Source organism: Streptomyces sp. NPDC051662 (assembly GCF_040681655.1).
Taxonomy (GTDB): domain Bacteria; phylum Actinomycetota; class Actinomycetes; order Streptomycetales; family Streptomycetaceae; genus Streptomyces.
In genome coordinates this window covers 210,854-227,533 of the sequence record NZ_JBFAZD010000011.1, presented here as the reverse complement: position 1 = coordinate 227,533, position 16,680 = coordinate 210,854, and the positions used below count along the sequence as shown (strand labels likewise).

At 67.3% G+C, this 16,680-nt stretch carries 13 protein-coding genes; 1 reads left to right on the top strand and 12 read right to left on the bottom strand.

Features of this window, described 5'->3' with window-relative positions; all coding sequences use genetic code 11:
- Positions 1 to 126: 126 nt before the first annotated feature.
- From AB0M67_RS20565 to AB0M67_RS20540, 6 genes are all read right to left on the bottom strand, one after another.
- Positions 127 to 1,152: a dipeptide ABC transporter ATP-binding protein gene (locus AB0M67_RS20565; protein ID WP_365747346.1), complete on the bottom strand. Its 1,026-nt coding sequence runs from the start codon at positions 1,150 to 1,152 to the stop codon at positions 127 to 129.
- Positions 1,145 to 2,137, bottom strand: a complete 993-nt coding sequence (locus AB0M67_RS20560; RefSeq protein ID WP_365747344.1) for an ABC transporter ATP-binding protein — start codon at positions 2,135 to 2,137, stop codon at positions 1,145 to 1,147. Before AB0M67_RS20560 ends, AB0M67_RS20565 begins: the two co-directional genes overlap by 8 nt.
- A gap of 12 nt (positions 2,138 to 2,149) precedes the next feature.
- Entirely contained in the window at positions 2,150 to 3,163 is a 1,014-nt protein-coding gene (locus AB0M67_RS20555; RefSeq protein ID WP_365747342.1) for an ABC transporter permease, read from the bottom strand.
- Positions 3,156 to 4,079 (bottom strand): ABC transporter permease, encoded by a 924-nt coding sequence (locus tag AB0M67_RS20550; protein ID WP_365747340.1) that lies wholly within the window; start codon positions 4,077 to 4,079, stop codon positions 3,156 to 3,158. The genes AB0M67_RS20555 and AB0M67_RS20550 overlap by 8 nt, the downstream gene beginning before the upstream one ends.
- Before the next feature lie 44 nt (positions 4,080 to 4,123).
- Complete coding sequence (locus tag AB0M67_RS20545; RefSeq protein WP_365747338.1) at positions 4,124 to 5,749, bottom strand: ABC transporter substrate-binding protein; 1,626 nt, start codon at positions 5,747 to 5,749, stop codon at positions 4,124 to 4,126.
- A gap of 133 nt (positions 5,750 to 5,882) precedes the next feature.
- Positions 5,883 to 6,812, bottom strand: coding sequence for a GNAT family N-acetyltransferase (locus AB0M67_RS20540; RefSeq protein WP_365747336.1), 930 nt, complete (start codon positions 6,810 to 6,812; stop codon positions 5,883 to 5,885).
- A 95-nt stretch (positions 6,813 to 6,907) separates the two neighbouring features.
- Between AB0M67_RS20540 and AB0M67_RS20535 the strand changes: the two genes are divergently transcribed.
- Positions 6,908 to 7,690 carry a hypothetical protein gene (locus AB0M67_RS20535; protein WP_365747334.1) on the top strand — a complete coding sequence of 261 codons (783 nt, stop codon included), beginning with the start codon at positions 6,908 to 6,910 and terminating at the stop codon, positions 7,688 to 7,690.
- A 92-nt stretch (positions 7,691 to 7,782) separates the two neighbouring features.
- On the opposite strand, the gene AB0M67_RS20530 is transcribed toward AB0M67_RS20535, so the two are convergent.
- The 6 genes from AB0M67_RS20530 to typA form a co-directional block, all read right to left on the bottom strand.
- Positions 7,783 to 8,904: a dipeptide ABC transporter ATP-binding protein gene (locus tag AB0M67_RS20530; protein ID WP_365747332.1), complete on the bottom strand. Its 1,122-nt coding sequence runs from the start codon at positions 8,902 to 8,904 to the stop codon at positions 7,783 to 7,785.
- Positions 8,905 to 8,929: 25 nt separating this feature from the next.
- A complete protein-coding gene (locus AB0M67_RS20525) occupies positions 8,930 to 9,991 on the bottom strand; it encodes an ABC transporter ATP-binding protein (protein ID WP_365747330.1) in 1,062 nt (353 codons plus the stop codon).
- 10 nt (positions 9,992 to 10,001) lie between these two features.
- Positions 10,002 to 10,979 (bottom strand): ABC transporter permease, encoded by a 978-nt coding sequence (locus tag AB0M67_RS20520; RefSeq protein WP_365747328.1) that lies wholly within the window; start codon positions 10,977 to 10,979, stop codon positions 10,002 to 10,004.
- A gap of 117 nt (positions 10,980 to 11,096) precedes the next feature.
- On the bottom strand, positions 11,097 to 12,899 hold the full coding sequence (locus AB0M67_RS20515; protein ID WP_365747326.1) for an ABC transporter substrate-binding protein: 1,803 nt from the start codon (positions 12,897 to 12,899) through the stop codon (positions 11,097 to 11,099).
- 99 nt (positions 12,900 to 12,998) lie between these two features.
- Positions 12,999 to 14,030, bottom strand: a complete 1,032-nt coding sequence (locus AB0M67_RS20510; protein ID WP_365747324.1) for an ABC transporter permease — start codon at positions 14,028 to 14,030, stop codon at positions 12,999 to 13,001.
- A gap of 550 nt (positions 14,031 to 14,580) precedes the next feature.
- Entirely contained in the window at positions 14,581 to 16,455 is a 1,875-nt protein-coding gene (gene typA / locus AB0M67_RS20505; protein WP_365747322.1) for a translational GTPase TypA, read from the bottom strand.
- Between the last annotated feature and the right edge of the window lie 225 nt (positions 16,456 to 16,680).

Genomic DNA, 16,680 nt, shown 5'->3' with positions numbered 1-16,680 from the left:
GCACGGCCGTACGCTGTACAGACTGACGCGTTCGTATATCGGTGACGGGTCCGTCAAGTTGCCTGCGTGTTAACGAAATTGATATGTTTTGCCGCCTTTCGCCCCCCGAATCCCGACCCTCCGGGCTCAGGACGGCACGATCTGCCGCTCCTCCGCGAAGTGGCAGGCCGAGGGGTGCGCGGCGGGCCCCTGGCGCCCCCGGAATGCCTCCGGGACCGCCAGTACGGGTTCCTCCACCACACACCGCTCCCGCGCCTTCCAGCAGCGCGTACGGAACCGGCAGCCGGACGGCGGGTTCGCCGGGGACGGTACATCGCCGGTCAGGATGATCCGGTCGCGGTGCTCGCGCGCCGTGGGGTCCGGCAGCGGCACCGCCGAGAGCAGCGCCTGGGTGTACGGATGCGTGGGGTGCTCGTAGATCTCCGCGTCCGGGCCGATCTCGGCCAGCCGCCCCAGATACATCACCCCGACCCGGTCGGAGATATGCCGGACGATCGACAGATCGTGGGCGATGAAGACGTACGAGAGGCCGAACTCGTCCTGGAGCCGCTCCATCAGATTGATGACCTGCGCCTGTACGGAGACGTCCAGGGCCGAGACCGGCTCGTCGGCCACGATGATCTCGGGCCGGAGCGCCAGCCCGCGGGCGATGCCGATGCGCTGGCGCTGGCCGCCGGAGAACTGGTGCGGATAGCGGTTGATGTACTCCGGGTTGAGGCCGACGACATCCAGCAGCTCCCGGACCCTGCGCCGCCGGTCGCCCTTGGGCGCCACCTCGGGGTGGATCTCGTACGGTTCCCCGATGATGTCGCCCACGGTCATCCGGGGGTTCAGCGAGGTGTAGGGGTCCTGGAACACCATCTGGATATTGCGGCGCACCGCCTTCAGCGCGCGGCCCGACAGCCGGGTGATGTCCTCGCCCCTGTACCGGATCACGCCGGACGTCGGCCGCTCCAGGTTCACCAGCATCTTCGCGACGGTCGACTTGCCGCAGCCCGACTCCCCCACGATGCCGAGGGTCTCGCCGGGAGCCAGCGTGAAGGACACCCCGTCGACCGCCCGTACCGCCCCGATCCGCTTCTTGACCAGGATGCCTCGGGTCAGCGGGTAGTGCTTGACCAGGTCCCGCACCTCCAGAACGGGTTCAGCCATGGAGCGTCTCCTTCCAGAAGTAGCAGGCGCTGTGCCGTCCCTCGGCCGCCCCCGGCGTCTCCGCCACCTCGAAGAGCGGCGGCACCTCCGTACGGCACACGTCCTGGGCCATCGGACAGCGGGGGTTGAAGGCGCAGCCGGGCGGGATACGCAGCAGATTCGGTGGCAGGCCCTTGATCGCGTAGAGCTCCCGGCCCTTCCGGTCAAGCCGCGGGATCGACCGGAGCAGACCGCGGGTGTACGGGTGGGCGGGCGCCCGGTAGATCTCGTGCACGGGGGCGGTCTCCACGATCCGGCCCGCGTACATCACCGCGATCCGGTCGGCGACATCGGCGACCACCCCGAGGTCATGGGTGATCAGGATCAGCCCCATGTTCAGCTCGCGGCGCAGCTCGGCGAGGAGATCCATCACCTGGGCCTGGACGGTCACGTCGAGTGCGGTGGTCGGCTCGTCGGCGATGATCAGCGCGGGCTCCAGTGCGAGCGCCATCGCGATCATGATGCGCTGGCGCATGCCGCCGGAGAACTGGTGCGGATAGTCGTCGACCCGCTCGGTGGCCGCCGGGATCCTGACCCGGTCCATCAGCTCGACGGCCTTCGCCCGCGCCTGTTTGCGGGACATCCCCCGGTGCACGATGAACATCTCGCCGAGCTGGGCGCCCACGGTGAGCACGGGGTTGAGCGAGGAGAGCGCGTCCTGGAAGATCATCGCCATCTCGGCGCCCCGGATCCTGCGCCGCCGCTCCTCCTTGAGCTTGAGCAGATCCCGCCCCTGGAACAGCACTTCACCGCCGGTGATCCGGCCGGGCGGCATATCGAGGATCCCCATGACCGCCTGCGCGGTGACGGACTTCCCGGAGCCCGATTCGCCCAGTACGGCCAGGGTCTCGCCTGCGTCGACCGAGTAGCTGACGCCGTTGACGGCCCTGGCGACTCCGTCGCGAGTGTGGAACTCCACCTGTAGATCACGCACTTCGAGCAACACGGGGCGGGCTCCTCAGCGCAGCTTGGGGTCGAGGGCGTCGCGTACCGCGTCGCCGAGCATGATGAACGCGAGCACGGTGATGGCCAGCGCGCCGGCCGGCCAGAGCAGCATGTGCGGGGAGTTGCGGATATAGGGGGAGGCGTCGGAGATGTCGATCCCCCAGGAGACGGTCGGCGGTTTGAGGCCCACGCCGAGATATGAGAGGGTCGCCTCCAGCGCGATGAACGTACCGAGCGCGATCGTCGCCACGACGATCACCGGCGCGATGGCGTTGGGCAGGATGTGCCGCAGCATCAGCCGGGGGTTGGAGGCGCCGAGCGCCCGCGCCGCCTGGACGAAGTCGTTCTGTTTGACGGTGATGACGGAGCCGCGCGCGATCCGGGAGATCTGCGGCCAGCCGAGCAGCACCATGAAGCCGATCACCGGCCAGACGGTGGAGCTGGTCACCACGGACAGCAGCACCAGACCGCCGAGGACCACCGGGATGCCGAAGAAGATATCGGTGATCCGGGAGAGGATCGCGTCCCAGAACCCGCCGAAGAAGCCGGCCAGACCGCCGAGGAACGAGCCGACGACCGCGACCCCGAGGCTGGCGAGGACGCCGACGACGACCGAGGTCCTGGCCCCGTGGACGGTACGGGTGTAGACATCGCAGCCCTGCCCGTTGAAGCCGAAGGGATGGCCGGGCCGGGAGCCGTCCTGAGCCCTGGCGAGATCGCAGGAGAGCGGGTTGCCGGTGGTGATCAGCGACGGCCGGATCGAGATGACCACCAGAAAGACGATGACGAGCGCCGAGAGGACGAAGACGGGGTTACGGCGCAGATCGCGCCAGGCGTCCGACCAGAGGCTGCGCGGCCGGCCCGTGGAGTCGCCGCCCGCGCCCCCGCCGGAGCCGCCGCCGGGGCCGGGCGGGCGCTGTTCCAGCGTGCCTCCCTCGCTGGTGGCGAGGTCCATGCCGCCGCCCGCGCCGGTCGCCGCGATGGCTCCGCCGTTGTCGTCGGCGGGTGGGGACTGCGGCTCAGGCATAGCGGATCCTCGGGTCGAGAACGGCGTAGAGGAGGTCGACCAGCAGATTCGCCACCAGGAAGACGATGACCAGCACGGTCACAAAGCCGACGACGGTCTGGGTGTTCTGGCGCAGGATGCCCTGGTAGAGCTGGAATCCGACGCCATGGATATTGAAGATCCGCTCGGTGACGATCGCGCCGCCCATCAGCGCGCCGATGTCCGTACCGATGAAAGTGACCACCGGGATCAGCGAGTTGCGCAGCAGATGGCGGGTGATCACCCGGTGTCTGGGCAGGCCCTTGGCGACGGCGGTACGGACATAGTCGGAGCGGGCGTTCTCGGCGATCGAGGTCCGGGTCAGCCGGGTGACGTAGGCCAGGGAGACGGAAGCGAGCACCAGCCCCGGCAGGATCAGCTCGTCCAGCGGGGCCCCGGGGGAGACCGACGGCCGGATGAGATGCCAGTTCACTCCGAACACGAGTTGCGCCAGCAGGCCGGTGACAAAGGTCGGTACGGCGATGACCACCAGCGTCAGCAGCAGTACGGAGGTGTCGACCGGGCGGCCCCGGCGCAGCCCGGTGATCACGCCGAAGGCGATCCCGATGATGATCTCGAAGACGATGGCCACGATCGTCAGCCGGATGGTGACCGGGAAGGCCGAGGCCATCAGATCGATGACCTTCTGTCCGTTGAAGGCGGTGCCGAAGTCGCCGGAGAAGACATGTCCCATATAGGTGAGGTACTGCTGCCACACGGGCTTATCGAGGCCGAACTCCTGGCGCAGCCGCGCCTCGGTGGCGGGATCGCACTGCCGCTCCCCGCAGAGCCCGGCGATGGGGTCGCCCATCACATTGACCATCAGGAAGATCAGCAGGGTGGCGCCGATGAAGACGGGGATCATCTGCAGCAGACGCCGGATCACATAACGTCCCATGGAGGGCTCCGGGGTTCGTGGGAGGGCGCGGTCGGCCCCGGGCGTCAGCTGACCCTGATCTCGTTGTAGACCGGGACGCTGAAGGGGTTCAGTTCGACATGGGAGACACGGTCCGAGTAGCCGGCGCTGCCGTTCTGGTACCAGAGCGGGATGGCCGCCATCCGGTCCCGTACGACGCCCTCGGCCCGCTGGAACGTGCGGATGGCCGACTTCGTGTCCGGGTCGGCGTTGGCCTCGTTGATGAGCCGGTCGAACCGGGGATCGCTCCACTTGCCGTCGTTGGACGAGGCGTTGGTGTAGTAGAGCGGCTGGAGGAAGTTCTGGATCAGCGGGTAGTCCATCTGCCAGCCCGCCCGGAACGGCCCCCGCAGCTTCCGGCCGCCGATCCGGTTGCGGAAGTCGGCGAAGGTGCCGACCGGACTGCCGACACACGCCTTGTCGTTGCCCAGCGCGTTGTTGATGCTGTTGCAGACCGCGTCGACCCACTCCTTGTGGGAGCCCGTGTCGGCGTTGTACGTGATCGTCAGCCGGCCGTGCGGGATGCCGCCGCCCTGCTTGATCAGCTTCTTCGCCGCGGGGGCGTCGTACTCGCAGGCCCTGCCGCAGAGCCCGGCCAGATAGCCGCCGTCCGCGCCGAGGACCGGGGAGGTCCAGTCGGTCGCCGGGGTGCGGGTCCTACGGAAGATCATCTCGGTGATCTGTTGGCGGTTGATCGCCATGGACAGCCCGGTGCGTACCTTGGCGGCCCCCGCGGTGTTCCACTCCTTGTCGTAGTAGGGGAAGGCGAGGGTCTGGATGATGCCGGCCGGGCTGTTGATGTACCGGCCGCTGAGGTCGGAGCGCACGTTCTTGAGCTGTGAGGCGGGGACGTCGTCGACCAGATCGAGGTTTCCCGCGACCAGATCGGTGTAGGCGGTGTTGCTGTCGGTGTAGACCACGAGATCCACACCGCCATTGCGCGGCCGGTCGGCGCCCGGGTACCCCTTCCAGGTGCGCAGGGACATCTGGGAGCCCTTGGTGTAGTTCTCCACCGTGTACGGGCCGTTGCCGACGGGCTTGGCGAGCCAGGCGGCGTGGTCGTCGTAGAACGCCCTGGGCAGCGGGGCGAACGCCGCGTACCCCAGGGTGTCCGGCCAGGTGGAGAAGCGCTGCGACAGCTTGACGGTGAAGGTCCGGGGCCCGGTGACCTTCAGCCCCGACAGAGTCCGGGCGGTCGGCTGCCCCGAGGCCGGGTGGACCTTGTCGTATCCGTCGATGTACTGGAAGAAGTAGGCGTTCTTCTGGTTGTTGTCGAGGTACGCGCCGTAGTTCCAGGCGTCCACGAAGGACTTCGCGGTGACCTTCTCGCCGTCGCTGAAGGTCCAGCCGTCCTTGACGGCGACGGTGAAGTGGGTCGAGTCCGTTGTGTCGATCTTCTCGGCGAGGGCGTTCTCGGCCTTGCCGGTCTTCGGGTTGTACCGCTTGAGCCCCCGGAAGACCATGTCGAGGACCTTGCCGCCCTGCACCTCATTGGTGTTCGCGGGCTCCAGCGGATTCTGCGGATCGCCCCAGGAGGAACGCACCACACCGTTGGGACCACCGATGACATCGGCCGCCCCGCCACAGCCCGACGCGGTGAGGACGACAGCCACCGCGCAGGCGACCCGTCCGGTGTGTGCGGGTCCTCGCATGAAGTGTCTCCCTCATCAGACGCACCTCCCACTCGCCCCCGAATACACCCCCTACAGTGATGAGTCGTGTCGTGATGGCGGCTGTAGGCGCGGTCCCGGAACGCGAACGTCCCATCGGAACCACTCGCCCGGGTCACACCGGAAGAGTGACCTCCCAGGTGTCCACGGCGAAGTGCACCCGCATGCCGTTGTCCTCGTAGAGCTTCAGCGCGCCCGTGGCATTCCGGGTATCCACCCCGAGCCCCACGGTGTCGCGGCCAAGACCGGCGAAGGACGCGAAGGAGTGACGCAGCAGATAGCCGCCGAGCCCCCGGCCACGGGCCTCCTTGACCACCCCGATCATGCTGATCCAGCCCTTGGACACCCGGTCGTTACGGCTGACGAGGACTCCGGCGTCACCGAGCCCCTCGACGGTGGCGATCCGGACCAGCGACCAGTCGAGCCGGTCGCCCTCCCGGTCGTCCAGCCACTGCTGGTAGGTACGGGGCTGGTGGTCGAAGTGGTCGGCGAAGGTCCGCTCGCACAGCTCGTACGCCAGCCGGCGGTCCGCTTCTTCGAGGCAGTCCCGCAGGGTCACCCCAGGCGGCGCCACGGGCACGGGCGTGGTCTCCCGGGACACCTCACGGACCATCACCTGATACCGGCGCACACGCCCCCAGCCCCGCTTCTCGATGATCGCGGTGTCGAGGGTGGGCTCGGTATGGAGCTGCATATGGACGACGGCCCGGTCGGCGCCGTTCTCCCTGGCCCGCTCGGCGGCACGGGCCTCCATCAGCTCGAACATTCGCACCGCGGCGTCTGGCCGGTCCGGCAGCACATAGTGATCCATATCGATGCGCTCGGCGCCCGAGTCGTCCCAGAGCAGTCCGTACCCGACGAGCCGGTCGCTCTCGTACGCCAGCCAGGAGTCCCGCGCGAGCCGGACCTCGGGGTGCCGGAGGTCGGCCTCCACCTCGTTGAGACCGGTCTCGGGCCTCCCGATCTCGATGGTGTCGATGGCGTTCAGCAGCTCACAGATCGCGGGGGCGTCGTCGAGCGTGGCGGGACGTATGAAAAGGGACATGGGGGCTACTTTCCGGTGGGGGCACCCGTCGCGCAACGGCTTTTCCCCCGGCCGGCCGGATGTTACGCACGACTTTCGCGTGCGAGGGTGGCCCCATGACCGAGCCCGGGGTGACACGACTTCTGGACCGATTCACGGCGGACGTCTCCGCCGCCGTGCCGCTCGTCGCCCTGTGGGCGCACGGTTCACTGGCCTTCGGGGACTTCCGGCCGGGCCGCAGCGATCTCGATCTCGTGGCCCTCGTCGGCGCCGAGCCGACGGACGCGCAGCGGGCGCGGCTGCGCGTACTCCATCAACAGCTGTTCGCCGAGGCGCCGTTCGCCGACAAGCTGCACTGCACCTACCTGCCCAGGCAGGACACCGCGGACGCCGGACGGTCGCATCCGACCTGGGCGCTCGGCGAATGGTTCGAGCGGCCCGTGAGCCCGGTGGGCCGACGTGAACTGACCACCGGGGCACTGGTGTTGACGGGGCCCTCCCCCGCCGGTGAGTTGCCCGAGGTGAGCGACGCGGAGCTGACGGACTTCATCCGCCGCGATCTGCGCGACTACTGGCTGCCCGTGACCGCCAAACCGGAACTCTGGCTCCGCGATGTCTGGGTGGACGCGGCCATGCTGACCTTCGCGCGGGCCTCCGTGACACTGCGCGACGGCCGGCTGGTCACCAAGCGGGAGGCGCTGGACGAGCTGCGTGCCCAGGGCGCGCCCGCGGCGGTCGTCGACGACATCCACCGACGCCGGTACGGGACCGCGGAAGGGCCGGGCACCGAGGAGTGGCTCCACCGGCGCGGGGAGCTGGCGCGCGAGTTCGTCCGCGCCGGGATCGAGGCGACGACGGAATCAGCCGGATCACCGCACCGGCCGCCGGAACCCGCGTAACACGGGCCCCGGACAACACGTCACGCCACGTACGAAGGCCCGCGTCCGAGGCATTCCTCGGGCGCGGGCCCCGTTCACGACCGATCGTCAGCTCAGTCGTTCAGTTCCTTCTCGATGGCCACCAGCGCCGGGTCGAGTACGACATCCTCCTCGCGCGGCCCGGTCGTCGGCTCCTCGGGGAAGTGGCAGGCCGTCAGATGTCCGTTCGCGCTGCCCGAGATCTGCACCAGCGGCGGTTCTTCGGTGGCGCACTTGTCCTGCGCCTTCCAGCAGCGGGTACGGAACCGGCAGCCGGACGGCGGCATGATCGGCGAGGGAACATCGCCGGCGAGCCGGATCCGCTCCTTCTTGTCGACGTCGATGTCCGCCTCGGGCACCGCGGAGAGCAGCGCGTGGGTGTACGGGTGGCGGGGGCGGTTGTACAGCGAGTCGCGGTCCGCGACCTCCACCACCTTGCCCAGGTACATCACCGCGACGCGCTCCGAGAAGTGCCGCACGATCGCCAGGTCATGGGCGATGAAGACGAAGGCGATCCCCAGATCGCGCTGGAGATCCTGGAGCAGGTTGACGACCTGCGCCTGGATGGAGACGTCGAGGGCCGAGACCGGCTCGTCCGCCACGATCAGCTTCGGCTCCAGCGCGAGCGCGCGGGCGACGCCGATGCGCTGGCGCTGACCGCCGGAGAACTCGTGCGGGAAGCGGTTGTAGTGCTCCGGGTTGAGACCGACGATCTCCAGCAGCTCACGCACCCGGGCCTCACGGCCGCCGGCCGGCTTGATGCCGTTGATCTCCATCGGGCTGGAGATGATCGTGCCGACGGTCTGGCGCGGGTTCAGCGAGGCGTACGGGTCCTGGAAGATCATCTGGATCTCGGACCGGATCGGCGCCAGCTGCTTGCGGTTGGCGCGGGTGATGTCCTTGCCGTTGTAGGTGATCGTGCCGCCTGTCGGCTCCAGCAGCCGGGTCAGCAGCCGGCCCGTGGTCGACTTGCCGCAGCCCGACTCACCGACCAGGCCCAGGCTCTCGCCCGGGTAGACGCTCAGGGACACGCCGTCGACGGCCTGGACCGCGCCGACCCGCCGTTTGATGGGGAAGCCGCCGAAGATCGGGAAGTGCTTGGTCAGGCCCTTCACTTCGAGCAAGGGCTCGGTCGACGGGTCGCGCTGCGCCGGAACCGCGTCCTCGATGGTGGTGTTGGTGTTCTTCTCGCTCATGGTCATAGCCCCAGTCGCTGGTACATCAGCCCAGCCGGGGCTGAATCTTCTCGATGAAAACCTGCTGCTTGCGGTCCGCGGACAGATGGCACGCGGAGCCGCGTCCCTCGGGCAGCAGCGGACGCTCGTGCGTGCAGCGGCCACCGTCGACCAGGTCGACGTAGTCGCACCGCGGGTTGAACGCGCAGCCGGTGGGCGGGTTCAACAGGCTGGGCGGAGTGCCCGGGATGGGCCGCAGCGGCTCGCTCACATCGGAGGAGAGTCGCGGCATCGAGCCGAGCAGACCCCAGGTGTAGGGGTGCTCCGGCTGCTTGAGGACCTCACGGACGGAGCCGCGCTCCACGGCCCGGCCCGCGTACATCACCAGCAGGTCGTCGGCGACATTGGCGACCACGCCGAGGTCATGGGTGATCAGGATGATCGCGGAGCCGAACTCCTGCTGGAGATCCTTGAGCAGGTCGAGGATCTGCGCCTGGACGGTGACGTCCAGAGCCGTGGTCGGCTCGTCGGCGATCAGCAGCTCCGGGTTGCACACCAGCGACATGGCGATCATGGCGCGCTGGCGCATACCGCCGGAGAACTGGTGCGGGTAGTCGTCGACCCGGTTCTTGGGGTCGGGGATACCGACCTTGCCCAGCATCTCGATGGCCCGCGCGCGGGCCTCCTTCTTGCCGGCGCCGGTGTGCTTCATGAACGGTTCGGCGATCTGCCGGCCGACGGTGTAGTACGGCGACAGGGCGGTCAGCGCGTCCTGGAAGATCATCGCCATCTTGTTGCCGCGGAGCCTTTCGAGCTCCTTGGGCGAGACATCCGTGAGGTCCTGGCCGTCCAGCAGGATCTCACCGGTGATCTCGGTGGACTGCGGGTTGTGCAGTCCCAGGATGGACAGGTTGGTCACGGACTTGCCGGAGCCCGACTCCCCGACAATGCCGAGCGTCTTGCCGCGGGCCAGGTCGAAGGAGAGCCCGTCCACGGCCTTGACGATGCCGTCCTCGGTGGAGAAGTGGACGCGCAGATCGCGCACCGACAGGAACGCGTCCGGCTCGGTCGGGGCCGGGGCGTCCTCGGTCTTGGTGAGTGTGGTCACGGTCGTTCTCCTAGGACAGACGCACGCGCGGGTCGATAAGGGCGTACATCGCGTCCACGATGACGTTGAACAGAAGGATGAAGGCGGCGCTGACGATCATCACGCCCATGGTCAGCGGCAGGTCCTTGTTGAGGACCGAGTCACGGGCGAGCAGACCGATACCCGGCAGCCCGAAGGTGATCTCCGTGACCATCGCACCGCCGAACAGCGCGCCGAGGTCCATACCGAGAATGGTGACGATGGGGATGAGCGAGCCGCGCCACGCGTAGCGGAAGAAGACATAGCGGCTGGTCATGCCCTTGGCACGGGCCGCTCTGACATGTTCTTCCTGAAGCTGCTCGATCATGGTCGACCGTGACATACGGGTGTAGTTGGCGGTGAAGATCACCGACATCACGAACCAGGGGATCAGCAGGCCCATGAACCAGGCGCTCGGGCTCTCCGTGATGGGGACCCACTTCGGCTTGTCGAGCCATCCGGTGCTGTAGACGAAGAGTCCGAGCACGACCGGGCCGAGGAAGTAGATCTGGAGGGAGCTGAGCACCAGCGAGGCGGAGCTGAACGCCTTGTCGGTGGCGGTGCCCTTCTTCCACGCGGCCATCATGCCGGCGCCCAGGCCGACGATGAGGAAGACGATGAGGCCGCCGATGGAGAGGGAGAGCGTCAGGGGGAACCGGTCGACGATGGTGTCCCACACCAGCTGCTGGTTGTTGAAGGAGATTCCGAAGCAGGGCGCCGCGCAGTGCCCGACCGCGAAGTCCCGGCCGGCGAAGATACCGACCATGAAGTTCCAGAACTGCACCGGCACCGGCTTGTCGAGGCCGAGGTTCTGGTGAATGACCGCCAGCGCGTCCGGAGTGCAGTTCTTTCCACACGCGAGCAGAGCCGGGTCCTGCGGGATGGCGAAGAACATGAAGAACGTGACGGCACTGATCAGAAAGAGGGTCAGGACTGCGCCGAACGTCCGGCGAAGGAGGAATTGAAGCATGGCTGGTCGCTGCTCTCAGGACGGCGGCTGTGAGGAGGGGGTCGAGAGGAGAGGATCGGCGGCCCGGAGGTGCGCACTCCGCCGTGTGCGCACCTCCGGGTCCTGCCTACGCGGTGCTTACTTCTTCAGGTACAGACGCGTGACGTCGACGTAGCTGGAGTCCGCCGAGTAACGGAGACCACCGACGTTGGAGCCGAAGATCTGGAACACCTTGGTGAAGTAGATCGGCGCCGCCGGGTTGATGCGCTCCACGATGTCGTGGTGCAGCGCGGTCCACGCCTTCTGGGCCTCGGCCGGGTCCGTGATCTTCAGGATGCGGGCGATCTCGGCGTTGACCTTGGGGTCGTTGATGTGCGAGTAGATCGACGAGCCGTCCTGCAGCTGCGTGCCGTCGTACAGCGGCGGGAAGACCGTGGAGGCGGACGGCCAGTCCTGGCCCCAGCCGGTCATGTAGAGGTCGAGACCGTTGTTGACCTTGCCGACCTGCTCGTACCAGGTGGCGGAGTCGATCTCCTTCTTGACGACCTCAAGGCCGATGGCCTTCAGACGGTCGGCGATGACAACGGCCTGCTGCTGGCGGACCGGGGTGTTGCCGTACGCGTAGACGACCTTCTGGCCCTCGGCGCCGGCTTCCTTGATCAGCGACTTGGCCTTCTCAAGGTCACCGTTCGGCTTCTTCAGCTTGCCGAAGGGGTCGTAACCCTTCTCGTAACCCGGGGTGGTCGGGGACATCAGACCGGTCGCGGTCTCACCGCCGTACGCACCACCGTCGAGCTTGTAGATCTGCGCGCTCGGCAGGGCGTAGGTGATGGCGTCCCGGACCTTCTTGTCCTTCATCCGGTCCAGGTTGAAGTTCAGCTGCCACACGTAGGGCGCGTAGCCCTGGATCGTGCGCTTCATCGCTTCGGGGTCCTCGACGACCTTGCGCACCTGGTTGGTGGAGACCTGGCCCGTGAACATCACGGTGTTCTTGGCCTCGCCGCGGTCGGCCAGCAGGGTCTTGGTCTGGTCGTCGTCGTCGTGGTTGTACTCGATGTTGAAGCCGTCGACGTACTGGAGCCGGACCGAGTCGGTCTTCGGGTCCCAGTTCGTGTTCTTGACGAGCTTCATCGACTTGCCCGGCTTGAACTCCGCGATCTTGTACGGGCCGGTCGCGACCGGGGCCGTGTCGTACTTCTCCTTGGTGTCCGTCTTCTCGGGCACCACCGAGTAGCCGGGCATCGCGAGCGCCTGCGGCAGGTCGGGCTGGGCGTCCTTGAACTTGAAGACGACCGTCTTGGCGTCCGGGGTCGCCAGGACCGAGTCGGGCAGGTGCTTGCCCTTGTACGGACCGTCGGGCAGCGCCTTGCGGTACGTGGTGCCCGTGCCGGACAGCCACTGCTGGACGTAGGTCGGGCCGTCCGTGATGAACGGGGCGTACATCCGCTCGATGCTGTGGCGGACGTCGGCCGAGGTGATCGCGGAACCGTTCTGGTCCTTCAGCCCGTCCTTGAGCGTGAAGGTCCAGGTCTTGCCGCCGTCGCTCGCCTTGCCGGAGTCGGTGGCCAGGTCGCCGACGAGGGTCTGGTTGCCCTCGTCGTCCTCCTGGTACTGCGTCAGACCGCGCTGGAGCAGACGGCTGAGCAGCTTGCCGTCACTGACGTAGATCTGGGCCGGGTCCAGGTGGGAGAAGTCGGCCTCCTGGAAGACCGTCATGGTCCCGCCCGGCTTGGCACCGGGGACCGCGGCGGCCGGGCCGGTGGATGCCTTGGCGTCGCCGTAGGTGACGGCCGCGGACTGCTTGGCGGCGTCCTCCTGCGTCTTGCTCTTGTCCTTGCTGCCGCCGCCGCTGTCGTTGCCGCCACAGGCGGTCAGCGCCAGCGAGCCGGCCGCCAGGGCGACGATGACAGCACGTGTCTTGCGCGTGCCAAAGATGCTCATGGTGATGAGTACCTATCTGTCAGTAGTGATCCAACTGTGCTGCCTGGCGCATCCGGCACGGACCGGCGCCCGGGTGGCAGCTGTCCCCTCAGCTGAACGTCAGCGTCCGGACTTCGGGTCGAAGGCGTCCCGGACCGAGTCGCCCAGGAGGTTGAACGCCACGACGAAAATGACCATGGCGACACCCGGGAAGACCATGTAGGCGGGGTCCTGCTCGTAGATGTCGGCCCCCGTGGCGAACATCCGGCCCCAGTCAGGCGTGGGTTCGACGAAGCCGACACCCACGAAGGAGAGGAAGGCCACCGAGAGGATGGTGGACGGAAGCAGCAGCGTGGCCTGCACCAGGATCGGTGTGACCAGATTCGGTAGCAGCTCCTTGCGGATGATGCGCCAGGGCGAAGCACCCGCGATCTTGGCGGCCTCCACGAACTCCCGTTCACGCAGGGAGAGGGTGGCGGCACGGATCAACCGGGACAGCCCCATCCAGCCCAGGAACGAGAGCACCGCGATGATCGCTCCGGCGCGGAGAGCCGTGGGGGTCTCCTCGTCCGGACGTACGAAGGCGGCCACGACCACCGGCATCGAGGCGATGAAGAACAACTGGCTGGGGAAACCCAGCAGGAAGTCCGTCAGCCGGCCCAGCCAGTAGTCGACCTTGCCGCCGTAGTAACCACCCACGAGCCCGATCAGCACACCCACGACGACCATCAGGATGGTCGCCGCCAAGGCGGTGTAGATCGAGGTGCGCATGCCGTAGATCAGCTGCATGAACACATCGCGGCCGAGGTTGGGCTCGATACCGAACCAGTGATCGGCGGAAATGCCGCCGAAGGTGCCGGTCGGCATGTTGAACTCGTCGAGCAGATCAAGACTGTCCTGGCCGTACAGGGTGTACGCGTCCTTGCCGTACACCATCTTGATCAACGGCGCGAGGAGCGCGATCACGAAGAAGAAGATGACGATGACGGCGGCGACGACCCCGGTACGGTCACGCTTGAAGCGGCGCCACATCAACTGCCCGGGAGAGAGCCCGGTCAGTGTCTTGGCCTCCTGGGTCCCGTCCTTCGACCCACCCTTGGCGTCGGGGACGGTGGACGCCTCGGCGCCCTCGGTCTGTACTGGACTTGTCACGATCGCTCGTCCCCCGTGGGGATCACTACCGCGCGCCCGACCCATTTGGTGCTGATGGCACCACGCATGGGGTCCTCCTCATGAGTCCACTTGTCACAACCAAGAAGGGCACTGTCTACGCGCGCTGACACCCCTGACAGTGCGCGTTTTCAAGTCACCCCGAAGTGTGCTCGTAAGCCCACGCCCCCCACAGCGCATGACCCATTGACCCGAGCTCAATGGCCAACTATTAAGTACGACCGGGCCGTAAACCACACTTAAAGGGTCTCGTTTTGGCAACATCGACACCCCTCGTCCGCCCGAAATCCGGACAAAGTTATCCCAGGCAGACACCCGCGAAACGGACCGTTAACACACCATCCGGTGACCACCGGCCGATAATCGGACGCTGCCCGCAAAAACGAACTTGACGTCAAGCCGCTGCGAAGTCATCCGAAATCGTCTCGCTCCGGAGCGGCGGAACGGGCGACGGCCCGGCCGCCGCGTATCGCGGTGGCCGGGCCGTCGTACCGTCCGGGCGGCAGGCGCCGTAACGCCTGCCCCCGTCGCGTCAGGCGTGCTTGGCGCGCGAGGCGGTACGGCCGCGCTGCTTCTGGTCCAGGACGACCTTGCGGATCCGGACGGTCTCCGGCGTGACCTCGATGCACTCGTCGTCGCGGCAGAACTCCAGGGACTGCTCCAGGGAGAGCTTCCGCGCCGGCACCACGTTCTCCGTGGTGTCCGCGGAGGCGGCGCGCATGTTGGTGAGCTTCTTCTCCTTGGTGATGTTCACGTCCATGTCGTCGGCGCGTGAGTTCTCACCGACGATCATGCCCTCGTAGACCTCGGTGCCTGCCTCGGTGAAGATGACACCGCGCTCCTGGAGGTTGACCATCGCGAACGGCGTCACCGAGCCCGAACGGTCCGCCACCAGCGAGCCGTTGTGACGGGTGCGCAGCTCGCCGAACCACGGCTCGTGGCCCTCGAAGATCGAGTGGGCGATGCCCGTACCGCGGGTCTGGGTCAGGAACTCCGTACGGAAGCCGATGAGTCCGCGAGACGGAACGATCCACTCCATACGGATCCAGCCCGAGCCGTGGTTGGTCATCGTCTCCATACGGCCCTTGCGGGTCGCCATCAGCTGCGTGATGGCGCCGAGGTGCTCCTCGGGGGAGTCGATCGTCATGCGCTCGATCGGCTCATGCGTCTTGCCGTCGACCTGCTTGGTGACCACCTCGGGCTTGCCGACGGTCAGTTCGAAGCCCTCACGGCGCATCTGCTCGACGAGGATCGCCAGCGCCAGCTCGCCGCGGCCCTGGACCTCCCAGGCGTCGGGGCGCTCGGTGTCCAGGACACGGAGCGAGACGTTACCGATCAGTTCACGGTCGAGACGGTCCTTGACCTGGCGGGCGGTGACCTTGTGGCCCTTGCCGCCCTTGCCGACCAGCGGCGAGGTGTTCGTACCGATGGTCATCGAGATGGCGGGCTCGTCGACCGTGATCAGCGGCAGCGCGATCGGGTTCTCCGGGTCGGCCAGGGTCTCGCCGATCATGATGTCCGGGATACCGGCGATGGCACAGATATCACCGGGGCCGGCCTTCTCGGCCGCCTTGCGGGTGAGCGCCTCGGTCATCAGCAGCTCGGTGATACGGACGTTGGACTTCGTACCGTCACGCTTGATCCAGGTGACGGTCTGGCCCTTCTTCAGCTCACCCTGCTCGACGCGGCACAGCGCGATACGGCCGAGGAAGTTGTCGGCGTCCAGGTTGGTGACATGCGCCTGGAGCGGTGCCTCCTCGTCGTACTCCGGTGCCGGTACGTGCGACAGGATCGTGCTGAAGAACGGCTCCAGGCTGTCGCTGTCGGCCGGGACCGAACCGTCCTCCGGCTTGGTCAGCGAGGCGACGCCGTCCCGCGCGCAGGCGTAGACGATCGGGAACTCGATCTGCTCCTCGGTCGCGTCCAGGTCCAGGAAGAGGTCGTACGTCTCGTCGACGACCTCGGCGATCCGGGAGTCAGGGCGGTCCGTCTTGTTGATACAGAGGATGACCGGCATCTTCGCCTGGAGCGCCTTGCGGAGCACGAAACGGGTCTGCGGAAGCGGGCCCTCCGAGGCGTCGACGAGGAGCACGACGGCGTCGACCATCGACAGCCCGCGCTCGACCTCGCCGCCGAAGTCGGCGTGGCCGGGGGTGTCGATGATGTTGATCGTGATGGGGTCGCCACCCGTCTTCGGGTGGTACTTCACGGCCGTGTTCTTGGCCAGGATCGTGATGCCCTTCTCACGCTCCAGGTCGTTCGAGTCCATCATCCGGTCGTCGAGGTGCTCGGCGGCGTGCGCGGCGAAAGCACCGGCCTGCTTCAGCATGGCGTCGACCAGAGTGGTCTTGCCATGGTCGACGTGGGCGACGATGGCGACGTTACGGATGTCGTGGCGCGTGGGCATGCTGGCTGGCGCTTCTCTCGATCGTGGGATGCGGCGTTGTTGTTCCTCGTACGCCCGCCGGGCGGACACGCCACGGCTAGTCCCATGGTACGGGGCCGAGGCGTCACGGGCTTCCCAGCCCGATCGGAGAGGCCGAAATCACGGTGTGCGGGCGCTGTACGGGCGCTGTGTCAACGCCGTACGGGCGCGGTGCTGAGGCTGTGCGACGGCACCTGGGGAGGTGCG